The sequence below is a fragment of the Streptomyces sp. NBC_01198 genome, assembly GCF_036010485.1.
Classification (GTDB): Bacteria; Actinomycetota; Actinomycetes; order Streptomycetales; family Streptomycetaceae; genus Actinacidiphila.
Map to the genome: position 1 here is coordinate 5,495,746 of NZ_CP108568.1, position 19,203 is coordinate 5,514,948.

10 protein-coding genes are annotated in these 19,203 nt (G+C 73.9%); 3 read left to right on the forward strand and 7 right to left on the reverse strand.

The annotated features are described in order from the left end of the window. Positions 1-43 precede the first annotated feature (43 nt). Together OG702_RS24445 and OG702_RS24450 are read right to left on the reverse strand one after the other, a co-directional pair. Positions 44-1,261: an ROK family transcriptional regulator gene (locus OG702_RS24445; protein ID WP_327291076.1), complete on the reverse strand. Its 1,218-nt coding sequence runs from the start codon at positions 1,259-1,261 to the stop codon at positions 44-46. A 235-nt stretch (positions 1,262-1,496) separates the two neighbouring features. Then, the gene (locus tag OG702_RS24450) at positions 1,497-2,501 is read right to left on the reverse strand and encodes a mechanosensitive ion channel family protein (protein WP_442814731.1); all 1,005 of its coding nucleotides are present in this window, start codon (positions 2,499-2,501) and stop codon (positions 1,497-1,499) included. 298 nt (positions 2,502-2,799) lie between these two features. Between OG702_RS24450 and OG702_RS24455 the strand changes: the two genes are divergently transcribed. Next, complete coding sequence (locus OG702_RS24455) at positions 2,800-3,336, forward strand: HNH endonuclease (protein WP_073493871.1); 537 nt, start codon at positions 2,800-2,802, stop codon at positions 3,334-3,336. 50 nt (positions 3,337-3,386) lie between these two features. On the opposite strand, the gene OG702_RS24460 is transcribed toward OG702_RS24455, so the two are convergent. Next, positions 3,387-6,815, reverse strand: a complete 3,429-nt coding sequence (locus OG702_RS24460) for a beta-N-acetylglucosaminidase domain-containing protein (RefSeq protein WP_327291078.1) — start codon at positions 6,813-6,815, stop codon at positions 3,387-3,389. A 278-nt stretch (positions 6,816-7,093) separates the two neighbouring features. On the opposite strand from OG702_RS24460, the gene pepN reads away from it, so the two are divergent. Both pepN and OG702_RS24470 read left to right on the forward strand, forming a co-directional pair. Continuing rightward, complete coding sequence (pepN, locus tag OG702_RS24465) at positions 7,094-9,664, forward strand: aminopeptidase N (RefSeq protein WP_327293354.1); 2,571 nt, start codon at positions 7,094-7,096, stop codon at positions 9,662-9,664. A 247-nt stretch (positions 9,665-9,911) separates the two neighbouring features. After that, complete coding sequence (locus OG702_RS24470) at positions 9,912-11,339, forward strand: alkaline phosphatase family protein (RefSeq protein ID WP_327291079.1); 1,428 nt, start codon at positions 9,912-9,914, stop codon at positions 11,337-11,339. Positions 11,340-11,504: 165 nt separating this feature from the next. Here the strand turns inward: OG702_RS24470 and OG702_RS24475 are convergent, their stop codons facing one another. The 4 genes from OG702_RS24475 to OG702_RS24490 all read right to left on the reverse strand — a co-directional run bounded on the left by OG702_RS24475 (position 11,505) and on the right by OG702_RS24490 (position 19,108). Then, the gene (locus tag OG702_RS24475; protein ID WP_327291080.1) at positions 11,505-11,744 is read right to left on the reverse strand and encodes a hypothetical protein; all 240 of its coding nucleotides are present in this window, start codon (positions 11,742-11,744) and stop codon (positions 11,505-11,507) included. Between the two features lie 48 nt (positions 11,745-11,792). After that, the gene (malQ, locus tag OG702_RS24480; RefSeq protein ID WP_327291081.1) at positions 11,793-13,847 is read right to left on the reverse strand and encodes a 4-alpha-glucanotransferase; all 2,055 of its coding nucleotides are present in this window, start codon (positions 13,845-13,847) and stop codon (positions 11,793-11,795) included. Positions 13,848-14,404: 557 nt separating this feature from the next. Beyond that, positions 14,405-17,737 (reverse strand): S8 family serine peptidase, encoded by a 3,333-nt coding sequence (locus OG702_RS24485; RefSeq protein ID WP_327291082.1) that lies wholly within the window; start codon positions 17,735-17,737, stop codon positions 14,405-14,407. Positions 17,738-17,914: 177 nt separating this feature from the next. Continuing rightward, positions 17,915-19,108 carry a hypothetical protein gene (locus OG702_RS24490; RefSeq protein WP_327291083.1) on the reverse strand — a complete coding sequence of 398 codons (1,194 nt, stop codon included), beginning with the start codon at positions 19,106-19,108 and terminating at the stop codon, positions 17,915-17,917. Positions 19,109-19,203: the final 95 nt, after the last annotated feature.

A 19,203-nucleotide genomic window follows, 5' to 3' on the forward strand; every position in this document is an offset into this window, starting at 1 on the left:
GCGGTGGTGCGGTGGTTCTGCGGGTGGTGCGGTGGTGGTGCGGTCAGCGCGAGGTGTCGAACACCTCGTCGCGGGTGGTGGCGAGCGCGCTTTCCAGCGCGCCGCTGAGGACGGGGTGCATCTCCACGGTGCCGAGCACCAGCCGGGGCCGGGGCACGGCCAGTTCCGCCAGTTCGGTCTGGATCAGGGCGCGCAGCGGTTCGCCGCCCGCGGTGGCGACGTTGCCGGCCAGCACGATCAGTTCGGGGTCGAGCACGGCCACCACGGAGGCCAGGCCCACCGCCATGCCGGTGGCGCAGCGGGCGAGCAGTTCGGCCTGCGGTCCGCTGCTCTCCTCGTCGTGGGCGGCGGCGGCCTGGCACAGCACCGAGGTGGCGGCGTCGGCGACCGGGGCGTCGGGGACGTCGATGCCCAGCTCCCGTGCGTGGCGCAGGACGGCGGTGCAGCCGGCCAGCTCCTGGAAGCCGCCGTTGTTGGTCCTGGTGACGTTGCGGACCAGCGGGGTGCCTGGCACCGGCAGGAAGCCGACCTCGCCGGCGCCGCCGGTCCAGCCGCGGTGCAGCCGGCCGCCGATCATCAGGGCGGCGCCGATGCCCTCCTCGTTCCACAGCAGGACGAAGTCCTCGTGGCCACGCGCCGCGCCGATCCGCTGCTCGGCGATCGCGGCGAGGTTGACGTCGTTGTCGTACTCCAGCGGCATCGGCAGTGCCGCGGCCAGCTCGTCGAGCAGTGCGGGGGAGTGCCAGCCGGGCAGGTGGCTGGCGTAGCGCAGCCGTCCGGTGCTGGGGTCGAAGGCGCCGGGGGTGCCGATCACGGCGCGGTGCAGGTCGGAGCGGCTGAGTCCGGCGGCCTTCACCGCCCCGTCCACGGCCTGGACGACCTGCTCGACCGCGCTGCCGGCCCGGTGGTGCGGGGTGGGCAGCCGGAAGGAGCCGACGGTACGGCCGGTGATGTCGGCGACCGCGGCCCTGATGCGTTCCGTGGTCACATCGAGGCCCGCGACGTGGGCGGCGGCCGGGTTGACCGAGTAGAGCTGCGCGTTCGGCCCCGGGCGGCCCGCCGTGGTGCCGGTGGCCAGGACGAGGCCGGCCGCCTCCAGGCGGGCCAGCAGCTGCGAGGCGGTGGGCTTGGACAGGCCGGTGAGCTTGCCGATCCGGGTCCGGGAGAGCGTGCCGTGCTCCAGCAGGAGGTCGAGCGCGGCGCGGTCGTTCATGGCGCGCAACACGCGCGGTGTGCCAGGGGTGCCAGCCATGCGCGCCATCCTCCCTCAGTTCACTGTTAGGAAACTTTCCTATTGGCAAAACGAAAGGTAGGCCCGCCGTCAGGGGAGCGTCAAGGGGTGCAGAAGGCCGTGCGGCCAAGTCGTTATCTACCCGTGCGGGATCGCCGGTAGACGGCCGTGCACGGGTAGATGGCGATGCGCGGGCAACCGGCCCGCCCGGCGGGTCCGGCGGGGTGTCAGCGGGTGCGGCCGGCTCGCCGTGGCCGGCCCGCCCTCACTGCTCGCCGGCGGCCGGCGGCGGTACGGACGTGGCGCGCTGCACGGGCGCCGGGCCGTTCTCCTCGGCGCCGTCCGGGACCGGGGCCCCCTCGGCGGCCACCGCGGCGGGGTCGGTCACCGTGGCCCCCGGGGTGCCGCCGGAGATGACGATGCCCTCCCGGTCGAAGGCCCGCTTGATCCGCCAGCGCAGCTCCCGCGCCACCGGCGCGGCCTGCCCGGGCATCGTCCTGGCCTGCACCTGGAGCACCACGAACTCGGCGCCGACCGACTCCAGGCCGAGCAGCTGCACCGGCTCCCACAGGAACTCGTCCCACGGGTCTTCCTTGGTCATCGCGTCCGCGGTCTCCAGGACCACCGCACGCGCCCGGTCCAGGTCCTCGCCGCTGCCCACCTGGACGTCCACCACCGCCGTCGCCCAGCCCTGGCTCAGGTTGCCGATCCGCTTGACCTCGCCGTTGCGCACGTACCAGATCTCGCCGTTGTCGCCGCGCAGCTTCGTCACCCGCAGGCCCACCTCGACCACCGTGCCGGACGCGACCCCGGCGTCGATGACGTCGCCGACGCCGTACTGGTCCTCGAGGATCATGAAGACGCCGGACAGGAAGTCCGTCACCAGGTTGCGGGCACCGAAGCCGATCGCGACCCCCGCGACGCCGGCGCTGGCCAGCAGCGGTGCCAGGTCGATCCGCAGCACCGACAGGATGGTCAGCGCCGCCGTGCCCAGGATGACGAAGGACGCCACGCTCCTGAGCACCGAGCCGATCGCCTCGCTGCGCTGCTTGCGCCGCTCGGCGTTGACCAGCAGCCCACCCAGCGCGGTGGCGGCCGCGGCCTCCGCGCCCCGGTTCATCCGGTCGATCAGCCGGCTGATCGTGCGCCGCACCACCGTGCGCAGCACGATCGCGATCACCAGGATCAGCATGATCTGGAGTCCGGCATTCAGCCAGTCGGCCCAATTGTCGTCCACCCAGCTGCCTGCCTGGGAGGCGGTGTGGGACACGCTGTCGAGCGGGGCGGCGGCGGGGGGCGTCGCGGTGGACACGGGCGGGAACCTCCGGGGTGTACGAAGCCCCCACACTAACCAAGGACCGATGCTGTTCCGTTGCCCGTTCGAGGGGCGGAACGGCGCCTGGCGGGGGAGAAAAGGGAAGAGGCGCCTGCTGGAGGAGCAGTCGTGTGGTCCAAAACACTCTCGGTCAGTTACCCGGGCATGGTGGCGCGGTGCCCCGCCTTCCGGAGAGACTGAGACAGATCGTCCCGGCGCGAGCCACGCGCCGCCGGCGTTAAAGGAGGCATCCGTGCCGCATGTCCTGGTCCTGAACGCGTCGTACGAGCCGCTCGGCGTCGTACCGCTCCGCCGCGCGCTCGTCCTCGTGCTGAACAACAAGGCCGTATGCCTAGAGGAATCCGGCGCCTATCTGCACAGCGAGACACAGGCGCTGCCCGCGCCCAGTGTCGTCAAGCTCACCAAATTCGTCCGTGTGCCGTTCCGGGGCACCGTTCCGCTGACCCGCAGGGCGCTCTTCGCCCGGGACGGCGGCAGGTGCGCCTACTGCGGGGCCGCCGCCACCAGCGTCGACCATGTCATCCCGCGCAGCCGGGGCGGCCAGCATGCCTGGGAGAACGTGGTCGCGGCGTGCAGGCGCTGCAACCATGTCAAGGCCGACCGCCATGTCGCCGAGCTCGGCTGGCGGCTGCGCCATCAACCCGCGCCGCCTTCGGGACTGGCCTGGCGGATCATCGGGACCGGTCACCGGGACCCGCGCTGGCTGCCATATCTGCAACCTTTCGGCGCGGATGACGCCCTGGCCCGGATCGACGGCATATCGGCCTGAGATCCGGGCCTTCGTGCGTCACGGGGTGCCCCGCCCGCCCGGCGGCCGGGTCATCCCGTGACGGCGTATGCCTCGATGCCGTACAGCGAGTAACCGTAGGCGGTGGCCCGGCGCACCCCCTGCACCCGGATGAAGGCGGTCTCCCCGGCGCCGTCCAGCCACACCGCCTCGCGCCCGCCGCCGCCGTCCGCCACGGTGGCCGCGGTGTGCCAGCTCACCCCGTCGGCCGACGTCTGCACCTCGTAGCGCGCCGCGTAGGCGTCCTGCCAGTGCAGCACCACCTCGCCGACCCGGGCGGGCGCCGCCAGCCGCACCTGCACCCACGCGGAGTCGTCCACCGCCGAGGACCAGCGGGTGGCCGGGTCGCCGTCGGCCACCGCGGCGGCCGGGAAGTCCGCGGTCTCGTCGCCGGACGAGGAGGCGGTACCACCGGGCACCAGATCGGGGCCGCCGGTCGGCGGATGCGCCCGCACGGTGACGGTCCGCTCCACCGTTCGGCCGGCGACGGTGAAGCGCACCGGCACGGAGTACGTCCCGGGGGCGGTGCCGGCCGGCACCGACACGGCCAGCGGCAGGCGTGCGGTGCCGCCGCGGCGCAGCGGCAGCGCGCCCGGCAGCCGTAAGCCCACCGGGCCCCCCGGCTGCCGGGCGTCGGCGGCCGACACCGTCACGTCCCTGGGCAGGCCGGAGGCCACCGTCGCGGTCACCCGCACCGCCGGGCCGCCCGCCGGCACGTCGACCTGCGGCTGGTCCAGCGTCACCCGCGGCGCCCCGGCGAACCACGGCACGACCTCGCACACCCCGCGCCCGTCCGACAGCCGTACGGCGTCCACCAGCGCTCCGACGTGCAGCTCCGTCCAGTCGCCCGCCAGCACGCCGACCCGCTGCCAGCCCCCGGCCGCGGTATGGGCCTCGACCGACACCGGCGCCGCGTACGGCGGCCGGCCGGCCGGAACGGGCGAGGGCACGTCAATGGCCGCGACGGTCAGGGTGTCCAGCTGCCGGGCGCCGCCGAAGTCCACGGTCAGCGGGCCGGAGCCGGCCGACGTCGACAGGTCGCCGTCCACCGCGGCCGCCGCGTGGTCCGGGCCGGCCGCCGACACGGTGACGGCGCCGCTCACCGCCACGGCGAATTCCCGTACGGTCACCGCGCCGGGCTGGCCCTCGACGGCCCGCAGCCGCACCCGGCGGACCGTCGTACCCGGGGGGAACCGCGCGGTGATCACCGGCTGGTCGTGGTATTCGCCGATCCGGCGCCAGCCGCTGCCGTCGTCCGCGGCCACTTCGAGTACCGCGTCGTGCAGGAAGTCGTCCGAGCCGCTGCCGTCGCCCATCGTGATCCGCACCGAGCCGACCTGCTTCGCCGCGCCCAGGTCCACGCCGAAGGCGTCGTCAGGGCGCGGCGGCGTGTCGCTCGACCAGGCGGTGGCGGCCTTCCCGTCGACCATGGCCGCCGGGTCGGTGCCGCGGCCCGAGGCCATCGACGTGGTCGCCGTCGGGCCGTTCGCGCCGAGGCCCGCCCAGGCGTCGGCGTCGTCCACCGCGCCGGTCAGGAAGTCGTCGAGCACAGCGCCGCCGACCGTCGCGGTGCCCTGCGCGAGCTCCGCACGGTCGCCGTCCAGCGCCTGCCGGGCCCGCCAGGCGGCGGCCCCGTCGCCTCGGGCCTGCGCCGACAGAAGGTCCACCGCCTGCTCGCCCGCCGCCCCGTACAGCGACAGCCGGTCGAGCCACGGCCGCACCTCGTCGCCGAACCCGCCGCCCGCGAGCCCGTCGAGGCGGCCGGGCGCGGTGCGCATCACCGTGAAGGCCGCGCGCAGCTTCGCCGCCGCCGTCGTGAGCTGCCGCGCGCCGGAGGGCGCCGGCGCCGCCAGCGCGGCGCGGAAGGCGGCGATCAGCGGGCGCAGATACGCCGACTCCTCGCCGCCGAGCGCGGACGACGCCTCGTTCGCCGCCAGTGCCCGCAGCGCCGCCCTGGTCGGCTCGTCGGGACCGGCGAGGTCGTCGACGGCGGCCTGCCAGGACGCCTGCGGGTCGTAGCCGTTCGGGTTCCAGGCGAAATCCGCGGCAGTGAACAGCGCGATACGCGACGCCGCCGGCTGCTGCATCGCGCTGGCCAGCAGGCCGGCCGACACCGTCGCCACGGCCGGCTGCCGCCCGGTGTACGGACCGAGGAAGAGCCGGTCCGCGGCGAAGTCGTTGACCGGGTAGTTGTCGACCGTGAGCAGCGGATGCCGCAGCGCGGCCTTCGCGGACGCCACCTGCGTCCCGGTGATGTGCCCCGGCACCACCCCGACGCCGGTCCAGGCCACCGCGACCCGCGGGTCGAGCGCCTTCGCCAGCGCCGTGCGGTAGTCGGTCGCGCCGTCCTGGTAGAACTCCGTCGGCAGCAGCGACACCGCGCCTGCCGCGGCGCCGCCGTGACGGCCGGTCAGGTACGCCGCCGCCGCGTTCGTCACCTCCGCCTGCGCCCGGGCCGCGGCCTGCGGGCCGGTGCCGAAGGTGCGGGCGTCGGCGGAGCAGTGCCACTCGCTGTAGCTGACGTCCTGGAACTGGATCTGGAACGCGCGGACGCCCAGCGCCCACATCTCGTCCAGCTTGCGGTGCAGCGCGGTCCGGTCGGCGGCCGACGAGAAGCACAGGTTCTGACCGGGCGCCAGCGCCCACGCCAGCGTGACGTGGTCCTCGGCGGCGCGGGCCGCCAGCGCCCGGAAGTCCGCCCGCTGGGCGGCCGGGTAGGGCTCGCGCCACTGCTGCTCGCGGTACGGGTCGTCGCCGGGGGAGTAGAGGTAGCGGTTCTGCTTCGTCCGCGCCATGAAGTCCAGCTGCGCCAGGCGCTGGTCCTGCGTCCACGGAACGCCATAGAAGCTCTCGGTGATGCCGCGGACGGTCGCGGCGGGCCAGTCCCGGACGGTGGCCGGGGCGAAGCCGCGGTCCTGGTGCCGGGTGGCCGCCAGCTGACGCAGCGTCTGGGCGGCGTGGAAGAGCCCGTCGGTGCCCACGCCCTGCAAGGCGACGGTGCCGCCGCCGACGGCGAGCCGGTAGCCGCCGTCGGGCAGGTCATCGGCGGGCGGCGCGCCGAGGGCGGCGAGCGGGCCTGTTGCGGGGGCGCCGGCGTAGACGGTCAGGCCCTGGGCGGGGGCGGGGGCCTGGGCGGTGCGGGTGATGTCGAGGGCGCCCGCGGAGCGGAGGGTCTGCTCGATCACGTCGAGGGCGTACGGGTCGGCTGACGCGTCGGCGACCAGGGTCACGTGCGCGGTGACGCGGGCGAAGTCACCCTGGCGGCGCAGGTACTGGGGCTTCGGGGAGACGGTGGCCGCCGTGTCCGCCCGGGCGGCCGGGGTGGACGCGCCGGCGTCGGCGAGCGCGGTGAGCCCGGGGCGGGCGAGTGCGTGCGCGGGCTGGGCGGAGGCCGGGGCCTGGCCGAACCAGCCGCCGACGACGGTGGCCGCCAGCGCGACGGCCGAAGTCCTACGCAGCACGGGGGGTCCTCCCTGCGGCCTTGCGCGCGACACCGAACGGCGAGCTCACCACTCGCGTGCGCCCCGTGTCAACGGCTGCGCCCCGGTGGTGCGCGTGGGGTCCGGCGGGCGGGCCGGCGCCGCACCGCGGTGGCCCCTCGGCGCACGCGCCGCCACCGGGGCGGGCGCCACCGGGTGCGCGGTCCGGCGGGTACGGGAGTTGTCCACAAGGCTTCCGCGCCGGATGGGGGTGACGTGCGAGGATGGGCGTCTCACCTGACGAGAAGGAGTGGGCCACCGTGCCTGGTACGAACCTCACGCGCGAGGAGGCGCAGCAGCGGGCGGCTCTGCTGACTGTGGACGGCTATGGGATCGAGCTGGACCTGAGCGGCGCCCAGGAGGGTGGCACGTTCCGGTCGCGGACCACGGTGCGCTTCGACGTGGCCGGGGACGGCGGTTCGAGCTTCATCGACCTGGTGGCGCCCACGGTGCACGAGGTGGTGCTGAACGGCGTGGCGCTGGACCCCGAGGGCGTCTTCAAGGACTCGCGGATCGCGCTGGACTCGCTGCCCGGCGGGCGGAGCGAACTGCTGGTCGTGGCGGACTGCGCGTACACCAACACCGGTGAGGGGCTGCACCGGTTCGTCGACCCGGTGGACAAGCAGGCGTATCTGTACACGCAGTTCGAGGTGCCGGACGCGCGGCGGGTGTTCGCCAGCTTCGAACAGCCGGATCTGAAGGGGACGTTCGCCTTCACGGTGAAGGCGCCGCAGGGCTGGACGGTGATCTCGAACTCGCCGACGCCCGAGCCGTCGGCCGACGGGGTGTGGACGTTCGAGCCGACCCCGCGGATGTCGACCTATGTCACCGCGCTGATCGCGGGTCCGTACACGTCGGTGCACGGCAGCTGGGAGGGCGACGGGCGCAGCGTGCCGCTGGGCGTCTACTGCCGGCCCTCGCTGGCCGAGCACCTGGACGCCGAGGCGATCTTCCAGGTCACCCGGCTGGGCTTCGACTGGTTCCAGGAGAAGTTCGACTACGCCTACCCGTTCGCCAAGTACGACCAGCTGTTCGTGCCGGAGTTCAACGCGGGCGCGATGGAGAACGCCGGCGCGGTGACGATCCGTGACCAGTACGTCTTCCGGTCGAAGGTGACCGACGCGGCGTACGAGACGCGGGCCGAGACGATCCTGCACGAGCTGGCGCACATGTGGTTCGGCGACCTGGTCACCATGGAGTGGTGGAACGACCTTTGGCTGAACGAGTCGTTCGCCACCTACACCTCGATCGCCTGCCAGGCGCACGCCGAGGGCTCGCGCTGGCCGCACTCGTGGACGACGTTCGCCAACACGATGAAGACCTGGGCCTACCGGCAGGACCAGCTGCCCTCGACACACCCGATCATGGCGGAGATCAACGACCTGGACGACGTGCTCGTCAACTTCGACGGGATCACGTACGCCAAGGGCGCCTCGGTGCTCAAGCAGCTGGTCGCCTACGTCGGGATGGACGAGTTCTTCGCCGGCGTGCAGGCCTACTTCAAGCAGCACGCCTGGGGGAACACCCGGCTGACCGACCTGCTGGGCGCGCTGGAGGAGACCTCGGGCCGCGACCTCAAGGCCTGGTCCCGGGCGTGGCTGGAGACCGCGGGCATCAACGTGCTGCGGCCGGAGATCACGGTGGACGCCACCGGAGCGGTGACGTCCTTCGCCGTCCGGCAGGAGGCGCCCGCGCTGCCCGTGGGCGCCAAGGGCAAGGCGGTGCTGCGGCCGCACCGGATCGCGGTCGGCCTCTACGACCTGCGGGACGGCGTGCTGGAGCGCACCGAGCGGATCGAGCTTGACGTGGACGGCGAGCTGACCGAGGTGCCCTTCCCGGCGGGCGCCCGCCGCCCCGACGTGATCCTGCTCAACGACGACGACCTGTCGTACGCCAAGGTGCGGCTGGACGAGCAGTCGCTGGCCGTGGTCCGCGACCACGTCGGCGACTTCACCCATTCGCTGCCCCGCGCGCTGATCTGGGCGTCGGCCTGGGACATGACGCGGGACGGCGAGCTGGCCACCCGCGACTACCTGGAGCTGGTGCTGCACGGCATCGGCAAGGAGTCGGACATCGGCGTGGTGCAGTCCCTGCACCGCCAGGTGAAGCTGGCCCTCGACCTCTACGCCGATCCGGCGTGGCGGGAGACCGGGCTGGCCCGCTGGACCGCCGCCGCCCAGGAGCACCTGGCGGCGGCCGCCGCCGGCAGCGACCACCAGCTGGCGTGGGCCAGGGCGTTCGCGGTGACCGCCCGCACCCCCGAGCAGCTGGACGTCCTCGCCGGGCTGCTCGACGGCACGGTGACCTACGATGGCCTGGCCGTCGACACCGACCTGCGCTGGGCGCTGCTGAACCGGCTGGCCGTCACCGGCCGCGCGGACGACAAGGCGATCGAGGCGGAGCTCGCCCTCGACCCGACCTCCGCGGGCGAGCAGCACGCCGCGGCGGCCCGGGCGGCGCGGCCGACCGAGGCGGCCAAGGCCGAGGTGTGGGCGTCGGTCGTCGAGGCCGACACGCTGCCGAACGCGACGCAGGAAGCCGTCATCGGCGGCTTCGTGCAGACCGACCAGCGCGAGCTGCTCGCGGCCTACACCGAGCGGTACTTCGCCGCGATCAAGCAGGTGTGGACCGACCGCAGCAACGAGATGGGCCAGCAGATCGTCGTCGGCCTCTTCCCGACGCTGCAGGTCTCGCAGGCCACGCTGGACGCGACCGACGCGTGGCTGGCGAGCGCCGAGCCGGTGCCGTCGCTGCGCCGGCTGGTCGTCGAGTCCCGCGCGGGCGTCGAGCGCGCGCTGAAAGCCCAGGCCGCGGACGCGGCGGCGGGCTGATCGCCGGGGTCCCGGGCCCCGCGCCCGGGACCAGGACCGGCGGTCGGCAAGACCCGGACCGGCGGTAGGTGAGACCGGACCGGCGGTCGGCAAGGGGACGGCAAAGATCGTCAGCATGTGGCCGACCGCCCCCGGCGCGTTGGCCACAGGTTCACCAGGCGCCTCCATCGGCCCAGACGGTTCCCCGGCAGAGTCTCGGTGGGTCCATGACAAGGACTCGTATTCCACTGCTCAAGGAGGAACGTTCATGGCCGAGTTGACGCGCCGCAGACTCCTCGGATCCGCGGCGGGGGCCGTGGGTGGCGCCGCGGCGCTGACCCTGCTGCCCCCCAGCGTTCAGGCCGCCGTCGCCGCCGGTCCGCCGCGGCACGGCTCACTCCGCGACATCGAACACGTCGTCCTGCTGATGCAGGAGAACCGCTCGTTCGACCACTACTTCGGCACGCTGTCCGGCGTCCGCGGCTTCAACGACCCGCACGCCAAGCAGCTGTCCACCGGGCGCTCGGTCTTCTACCAGCCCGACACGGTCAACCCCGACGGCTACACGCTGCCCTTCCACCTGGACACCAAGGCCAGCAGCGCCCAGGCGATCCCCTCCACCAGCCACGCCTACACCGTCCAGCACCAGGCGTGGAACAACGGCGCCATGGACCAGTGGCTGCCCGCCCACCGCAAGGCCGACGGCGTCAACGGCCCCTACGTGATGGGCTACTACACCCGCGAGGACATCCCCTTCCAGTTCGCCCTCGCCGAGACGTTCACCATCTGCGACAACTACTTCTGCTCGATGATGGGCCCGACCTGGCCGAACCGGCTGTTCTGGATGACCGGTACGGTCGACCCCGGCGGCACCGAGGGCGGCCCGGTCATCTCCAACTCCGCGCCCACGCCGTACACCTGGACCACCTACGCCGAGCGGCTGCAGGCGGCCGGCGTCGACTGGCGGGTCTACCAGCAGACCGACAACTACGGCACGAACATGCTGTCGCAGTTCCAGCAGTTCAAGGACGCCAAGCCGGGCGACCCGCTGTACGACCGCGGCATGGTCGCCCAGCCGGCGGGCACCTTCGAGGACGACGCCCGCAACGACCGGCTCCCGGCCGTCTCCTGGATCCTGCCGACCAGCTACCAGTCCGAGCACCCGAACTACCTGCCGGCCGCGGGCGCGGACTTCGTGGCCTCCAAGCTGGAAGCCATCGCGTCCAACCCCAAGGTCTGGGCCAAGACCGCCTTCCTCCTCAACTACGACGAGAACGACGGCCTGTTCGACCACGTCGTGCCGCCCACGCCCAAGGCGGGCACCCCCGAGGAGTTCGTGCAGGGCCTGCCCATCGGCGGCGGCTTCCGGGTGCCGGCCATCGTGGTGTCGCCGTGGACGGTCGGCGGCTGGGTGGCGGGCGAGGCCTTCGACCACACCTCGGTGCTGCAGTTCCTCGAACGCTTCACCGGCGTCGAGGAGCCCAACATCAGCCAGTGGCGGCGCCGTACGTTCGGCGACCTGACCTCGGCCTTCCGCTTCCACGACGAGCGGCGGCGCCCGCCGCGGCTGCCCGAGGACACCGCGGAGCAGCTGGCCGGGGCCCAGCAGGAGGTGGCCACGCTGCCGAAGCCGACGCTGCCGGGGGCGGACCAGTCCTTCCCGCACCAGGAGCGGGGACACCGTCCGTACACGTAGGCCGCGGCCGGTGCCCCATGCCGTTCAGCCACCTGCGGCGGTGTGGGGTGCCGGCGACCGCGCCGGGACCCGCTGGCCTGGACGAGGCGCCGGCCGCCGGGCCCGCCGTCCAGCCGCCCGCGCACCGCGCGCTCGCCGGCGGCGCAGCCGGGCGAGGGGGGAAGGTCAGCCCTGTTGCTTGCGGGTCTTGTCGGTGATCATCACGAGGGCCGCGATGATGCCGAAGAGCACCAGCGGGATGGCGACGAAGAGGCCGAGGGTCTGGATGACGCTCAGACCCGAGCCCGGGTCGTCGCCGTCGTCGCGGGTGTTCGCGAACGCCGGGGACGACAGCAGCAGCATCACGGTGGTCGCCGCGGTGACGGCGCCGGCGCGCATGACCTTCTTGTTGAGCTTCTTGTCCACGTGCCAAGGGTAGTGACCGACTCCGGCGCCTGTGCGCCCGGGGGTGCTTTACGCTTCCGTGTCGGCGTGGAGGGCCCGGCGGATCTCGTCGGCGAGGCTGTGCAGGCGCGGCGACGCGGCGAGCTCTTCGAGGGTGAGGGGGTTGCCGTCGGGGTCGGCGACGGGGAGCCGCCAGTTCGGGTACTGGTCCCAGGTGCCCGGGAGATTCTGCGGGCGCCGGTCGCCCACCGCGTCCGGCAGCCAGACGCCGACCATCCTGGCGGGGGTCGCGGCCAGGAAGCGGTGCACCGCCCGCACGACGGCCTCCTCGTCGGCCGCGCCCTCCGGCAGCAGCCCGAGCCGGCCGAGCAGCGCGATCCACTCGGCCACCTCGGCGGCGTCCTCGGCCTGCTCCTGCTCCAGCGGGCGGGTGAGCAGACCGAGCCGGTGCCGCAGCTCGACGTGCTCGCCGGTGAGCCGGGCGGCGGTGCTCGGCAGGTCGTGCGTGGTCGCGGTGGCCAGACAGGCCTCCCGCCAGGCGCTCGGCGGCAGCGGCCGGCGGTCGGCGTGCTCGCCCTCGTAATCACGTTCGAACCACAGCACGGAGGTGCCGAGGATGCCGCGGTCGGCGAGCTGCTGCCGGACGCCGGGCTCGACCGTGCCGAGGTCCTCGCCGATGACGACGGCGCCGGCCTCGTGCGCCTCCAGGGCCAGCAGCCCGAGCATCGCATCCGCGTCGTAGCGCACATACGTGCCCTCGGTGGGCGGGCGGCCCTCGGGTACCCACCACAGCCGGAACAGGCCCATCACATGGTCGATGCGCAACCCGCCGGCGTGCCGCAGCATCCGGGCGATCAGGTCGCGGTAGGGGGCGTAGCCGGTGGCGGCGAGGGCGTCGGGGCGCCAGGGCGGCAGGCCCCAGTCCTGGCCGCGGGCGTTGAAGGCGTCCGGCGGCGCCCCGGTCGACATGCCCCTGGCCAGCACGTCCTGCATCGACCAGGCGTCGGAACCGGCCGGGTGGACGCCGACCGCGAGGTCGTGCACCACGCCGATCGGCATCCCCGCGTCACGCGCGGCCCGCTGGGCGGTGGCCAGCTGGCCGTCCGTCAGCCAGCTCAGCCAGCAGTGGAAGTCGATCCGGTCCTGGTGCCGGCTGCGCAGCCGTGCGACCTGTGCGGACCGTGGGTCGCGCAGTCCTGCGGGCCACTTCTGCCAGTCGGGACCGTGCAGTTCGGCCAGCGTGGACCAGGTGGCGTGGTCGTCGAGTGCCTGGCCCTGCGCGGCCAGGAAGTCGGCGTAGGCGGCCCGCCGGCCGGGGCTCAGCGGCACCTCGCGGAGCAGTTCCAGCGCCTGCGCCTTGAGCTCCCAGACCGCGTCCCGGTCGATGAGCATGTCCTTGAGCAGCACGTTGTCCCGCAGGGCCGCGGCCTTGACCAGCAGCCGGCCGGCCCGCTCGCGCGCCTCCCTGGACAGATAGGCGTACTCCGGGACCTCCTCGATCCGCAGATACACCGGGTCGGGGAAGCGCCGCGAGGAGGGGCGGTACGGCGACGGGTCCGTGGGCCGGCCGGGCACCGACGCGTGCAGCGGGTTGATCTGGACGAACCCGGCGCCCAGCGCCCGTCCCGACCAGGCCGCGAGCTCCGCGAGGTCGCCCAGGTCACCCATGCCCCAGGAGCGCCCGGACAGGGTCGAATACAGCTGGGCCATGAAGCCGAACGCCCGGCCCTGCGGCCCGGCCACCCGCTCCGGCGCCACCACCAGGTCGCCCCTGGCGGTCCGGCCGTCGGCGGCGGCCGCGCGCAGCACGTAGCGCCCAGGTGCCTGCGGCAGCCCGGCCAGCGGCTCGCCCGCGGCGGTCTCGACGGTGACCTCGGTGCCCGCGGGCAGGCCGGTCAGCGGCTGCCCGGCCCGCAGCACGGTGCACGGCGCCAGCAGGCGGTGGGCGGTACGCAGCTCGTACGCGGCCAGCGCGTCACGCACGGCGTGCGGGGTGGACGCGTCCACGCCCAGGGCGGCCAGCACGGCCACCACGGTCTCCTCCGAGACGGCGACCTCCTGCCCGGGGGCCGGGCGGTACGTCACATCCACGCCGTGCAGTGCCGCCAGCCGTGCCCGGTCCATCAAGCCTCCGTCTTCGTGCGGCATCTACCGGCCGATTCCACAGCCCTACCCCTTCCGGGGTGTGCCACACCCTGCGCACCCGGTGACCCCGGGTTCACCCGGTCGCCACGCCCCGCCTGCGGCACGCCGGGAGGTACCGGCACCCTGCCCCGTGCGGTGCGCACTTGGCCTGCGGCCCGCGCCCCCGGGTGGGTGCCCCTTGCTCTGCGCGCTGTGCCTGCGGCCGCGCCGCGGCTGGCCGCGCAGTTCCCCGCGCCCCTTCGGGGCACGTGCCCTCCTCCGCCCAGCATCAGCCCCTGCCGGCCACCTCACCCTTCTGCCACAGAGGCCAGCCCCTGAGGGGCGCGAGGAACGGCGCGACCAGCCACGATGGCGGGGAGGAACCGACGCCACAGGAAGTGGCACCCCTCAGGGGCGCGAGGAACGGCGCGCCCGGCCACCCACGCGCCGCGGGCAAGTGCGGGCCGTAAGGGGCAGTCACCTGCCGGGCGCGGCGGGGGCGGGTGAGAGGTGAGGGCCGGGGGTACGGCGTGGGGTCGTACCCCCGGCGGCGGGGGTTACGGGGTGGTCGACGTGATGATCACACTGCCCGTGCCGGCGGCAGTCCCGCGGGCGTCGAGCAGCTGGACCTGTCCGAACAGCTGCCGCCCGGCCGGCGCTTCCGCCGCGGCGAGCACGGACGCGCTGACCGGGGCCGACGCGCCGTGCGGCAGGTTGACGGGGGCGGACGAGTCGACCGTGACCTGGCCGAGGGCGGCCGAGTAGTAGACGTCCTCGTAGGAGTAGGTCGTGGAGCCGGACGGCACCGCGTATCCGTCCACCTCGAAGGTGTACGTGCCCGGTGCCGGGTCGGTGAGACTGACCGCCTCCTCCGCGTCACCGTCGGCGGACTGCCCGATCAGCACACCGTCGAGGTAGACGTACAGGTCGAGGTCGGCCTGCGGGTCGGAGGGCGAGCCGATGGAGACGTCCAGCCGGGAGGCACCCGTGCCCAGGGTCAGCGACGTGGTCTGCGCCTCGCCCTCGGTGATGGTCGGCGTGGCGGTGAGCGCCGAGCCGAGCGGGCCGCCGCGCAGCGAACCGCCGCTGATCGGCGCGAAGCCGTTGGTGACGGTCCAGCTCACCGGCGCGGGCGTGCCGACCTTGGCCTCGGGCACGGTCTGCACGGCCGGGTCGAAGGTGACCCCGAGGACCGAGGCGGTCAGCACGTACGGGTTGTCGAGCTGCGGCGAGGTCCTGCGGGCCTCGACCTCGATCTCCCACACGCCCGGCAGCGGGTCCGCGTAGGACCGCAGGTCGGGACGGCAGGTATTGGCCGGGTTGTCGTAGTTCGGGTAGCAGTCAGGCGTCTGGGTGGAGTCGAGCGGCACACCGTAGGGGTGGATGGAGATGAAGCGGGTCTGGCTGCCCGGCTTCAGGCCGCCCATGGCGACTTCCAGCGAGGTCGCGCCGGCCGGGACGGTGAGGAAGTACGAGCGGGTGCTGTCCCGCTGGATCGTCCCGGAGCGGGTCAGGGTGTAGGACGGGCCCGCGATCGGCGTGGAGACGACGACGGCGGCCGCGACCTGCGTGTCGGTGCCGCGGGTGAGCGGGTCGTCGACGTCCAGCAGCGCGCTGTGCACGCCGGCCGACCGCGGCTTGGCGGTGACCTTCACCGTGACCGGTTTGTTCAGCGGCAGCAGCACCAGCGGGCTGCCGACCGAGAAGGTGCCGTCGTTGTGCGCCCAGCTCAGGGTGTGCAGCTGCGCGTACGCGGGACCGGTGGTGCGGGTGACCGTGACGTCGTACGTCCGCTGCCGGCCGGTCGTCAGGCCGCCCTCGCGGTCGTAGACGCCGGTGCCGTAGCCGGGGGTCTGCAGGAAGCTCGACAGGGTGGTGTCGACCGGCGCCTTGACGGTGTACGTGTCGGTGGTGCCACCGCGCCGCAGCAGGTCCCAGGCGGGGGCCACGGCGACGAGTCCGGCGCCCTGGTCGACGGTCTGGAAGCCGGGGATGTTCTTGGCCGTGCTGATCAGCGCGGTGCGCAACTGCGCCGGGGTGACCTTCAGGTGCTGCGCCTTGGCGGCGGACAGCAGCAGCGCCGCGGCTCCGGTGGCCTGCGGCGAGGCCATCGAGGTGCCCTGGAGCATCGCGTAGCCGGGCGGCAGGGCGTAGCCGGCCTCGGCGACGGGCGCGCCCGGCTCCCAGGTCGGCACGGAGTTGATGGCCGCGCCCGGGGCGGTGATGACGGGGGCGAGGCCGCCGTCCTCGCGCGGGCCGCGGGCGGAGAAGGGCAGCAGCGAGTACGGCACGGTGGTCTGCGAGCCGTAGTCGGCCGCCCAGGTCTCACGGGAGATGGAGGCGCCGACGCTCAGCACGTGGTCGGCCAGGCCCGGGTCGCTGATGGTGTTGACGCCGGGGCCGTCGTTGCCCGCGGAGATCACCAGCTGCACGCCGTAGGTGTCGATCAGCTGCTGGTAGAGCAGGTCGCGGGCGCTGGCGCCGTCGTTGAGCGCGCCGAGGCCGCCGACGGACATGTTGACGACGTCGACGTGGTGGTTGACCACCAGGTCGGTCATGCCCTCGGTCAGCGCGATGTTGGTGCAGCCGCCGCTCCAGGTGCAGGCCCGGGAGGAGACGATCTTCGCGCCGGGTGCGGCGCCGGTCATCTTGCCGCCGAAGAGCCCGTTGGCGGCAGTGATGCCCGCGACGTGCGTGCCGTGCTCGGACTGCACGACGCCGATGTTGACGAAGTCGGCCTTCTTGCCGACCCAGTCGCCGCCGTACGGGTCCATCGGGACGTCCTTGCGGATCTCGATGGTGAACGGGATCGACTCCGAGATCGGCGTGGCCGGGTCGTCGGTGCCGAAGTGGCCGATCTGGAAGCCGTCCTTGTACGGCTTCATGGCCGTCTCGCCGCGAAAGTCGCCGTTGTTGTCCAGGTCCACCCGGACGGTGCCGGCGGCCGGGTCGTAGAGGACCCCCCAGACGTCGGTGGTGTCGCCGTCGCGGTTCAGGTCGCCCGCCATGTCGCCGCCCTTGGTGGCGGCCTCGGCGAAGGTGGAGAAGAGGTAGCTGCCGGCCGGCGCGGTCCAGCTGCGGCCCGCGGCGGTGAAGGACGGCCCGGACACCGCGGTGACCATGGGGCGCCAGGTGGCGTCGCCGTCGAGGATCGGGTCGGTCGAGGTGACCCAGTCGACGATCTTCCGCTCGCCGGTGGTGGTCTTCTGCAACGCCGGGTGGCCGACGTCGACGCCGGAGTCGAGGATGCCGACGGTGATACCGCGGCCGTCCGCGGCCGGGTGGTCCTTGACGAAGTCCACCGCGCCGGTCTCGAAGACCGGCTCGTACGGGTTCTTGGCGGGGGTGTGCTTGTCGGGGCCCGGGTAGGTGGTGGCGGCCTTGCCGGCGTGCCGGGACGCGGCGGGGGTCGTGTCGGCGGATGGCGTCGGGTCGTCGAGCTTGACCTCCTGCCTGAGGTCGATGGCCAGCACCGAGGGCAGCTTCTGCGCCGCGCCGATCGCCGCGTCCGCCTTCGCGGTGGGCACGGTGGCGCGTACGTAGCCGAGTTGGTCGTAGGTCCGGCCGACGCTGGCGCCCTGGGCGTGCAGCCGGGAGCTGATCTCCGCGGTGCTGCCGGGCTTGCCGGCGATCATGAAGGTGACGTTCTTGTCGCCGTCCGCCTTGGCCTTGGCCAGCAGTGTGGCGTCGGCGGATCCGAGCTTGCCTGCGGCGTCCTTGCCGGGCTCGCCGGGGGCGTCCGAGCCGGGGGCGGTGGGGGAGGCGGGGGCGGCGGGCGCGGGGTCGGCGACCGCCAGCGCGGGACCTGCGGCTGTCAGTGCGGCCACCAGGCCCGCGGCGAGCGCGAGCCGGGCGGTGCGTCTCTTGCCTGGTATGTGTGCGAGTGGCATGGGCATCCCTGTTCGGACCGTCGGGTCTGTCTGCGGATAACGGGGCCGTACGCCTGGTCACCCTGCCGGGAAAAGCTGCCCTTTGTGGTGCGTTGACCTTCTCTTGGGTCGTCGGTGACGTGTTTCCGCCACGGGCGGACCGCCGCAAACCCGCGCAAGAGCCGCGGCCGAGGGGGGTCAGCGCGGGGTCACCACGACATAAGCGGCAGGCAGTTGGTCCGCGGCGGCCACCAGCGCGGTGCGCACCACGGCGGCCTGCTGCTCGCAGGCGTCACGCAGCTTGGCCGCGGTGACATGCACCAGCGTGATGCCCAGCGCTTCCAGCCGCTCGCGCTGCCGCACGCAGCGCGCCCACGTCTCGTCGCCGCCGAATTCGGCTGCCTGGGCGCAGGTTTCGCCGCCCTCCCCGGCGTAAAGGGCGTCGCCGAACGGATCGGCGTAGACGTCGTCAGGCGCCGGGGCGTCATCCATGGCGTAGGGGTCGTCCACGGCCGGACCGCGCTCCCTGGCCGCGGCTGTGGCGCCGCGCATCCCGTGCGCGTCCGCTCCGCCCGCCGGTCCGCCGGTCCGCGGGTCGATGGCCAGGGCCACCGCGTGTTCCGGCCAGTACGCGTCCACCCCGCCCAGCAGCGGGCCGCCTGGCAGCCGGAGTTCGACGTTCCAGACGGGCTCGGGCAGTTGGTGGGCGTGCACCATCGTGTAGAGCCGCTGCTCCGCCATGGTGTGCTCGGCCCCGCGCAGCGCGCCGACCGCCGCGGCGACCTGCGGGCGCTCCAGCAGCCCGGCGGTGGCCAGTTCGTGCAGCACGGCCGCGGCGTCGCAGTGCCCGCCGCGTACCGCCTCGGTCAGCAGCCGCCGCACGGTCTCGGTGTCGTCCAGGTGCTCGACGGCGTCGGCCAGCGCGCGCGGCACCGGGGCGCAGGGCACGCCGCTCACCTCCTGCGGGCGCGGCAGGTCGCGGGTGCGGCGGACGGCCACGTCGCCCGCGTCCCGCAGCCGCCGCGCCCGCGGCACCAGCACGTCGATCCGTGGCAGCCCCGGCAGCGCCGGCACGCCGGGGAAGCGGTGCAGCGCCAGCGCGGCCAGGCCCGTCACCATGGCCTCCCGGCCGCCGCCGAGCGGCCCGTGCGCGTGGGGGTCGCGGCCGGCGTACAGCAGGGCGGCTTCCAGCCGTTCACGGCTGTTCGGCGGGCCCGAGTGCAGCAGATACACCTGCGGGAGCACCTGCTGCCAGGGGCCGCCCGGGCGGCAGCGGGCGGCGACCGCGGCCGCGGGCACGCCGTGCCTGCGCAGCTGATGGAGGGTCAGTACCCGCTGCTCCGCGGGAAGACGGCGGTCCAGGGCGTGGGGGGTGCGGGAGTTCACGTTCATGGCGACGTCGTTCCCGCCGCCCGGGCGGTCACTAACCGCTGTTACACGCCCGTCGACAAAACGGGACAAGGCCGGGCTAAAGTCCAGGTGTTCGG

Excerpts from the sequence above, each read along its gene's own strand:
- OG702_RS24445 (WP_327291076.1), bottom strand. The coding sequence starts at position 1,261 with ATGGCGCGCATGGCTGGCACCCCTGGCACACCGCGCGTGTTGCGCGCC.
- OG702_RS24470 (WP_327291079.1), top strand. The coding sequence starts at position 9,912 with ATGGCCGAGTTGACGCGCCGCAGACTCCTCGGATCCGCGGCGGGGGCC.
- malQ (WP_327291081.1), bottom strand. The coding sequence starts at position 13,847 with ATGGACCGGGCACGGCTGGCGGCACTGCACGGCGTGGATGTGACGTAC.
- OG702_RS24485 (WP_327291082.1), bottom strand. The coding sequence starts at position 17,737 with ATGCCACTCGCACACATACCAGGCAAGAGACGCACCGCCCGGCTCGCG.
- OG702_RS24490 (WP_327291083.1), bottom strand. The coding sequence starts at position 19,108 with ATGAACGTGAACTCCCGCACCCCCCACGCCCTGGACCGCCGTCTTCCC.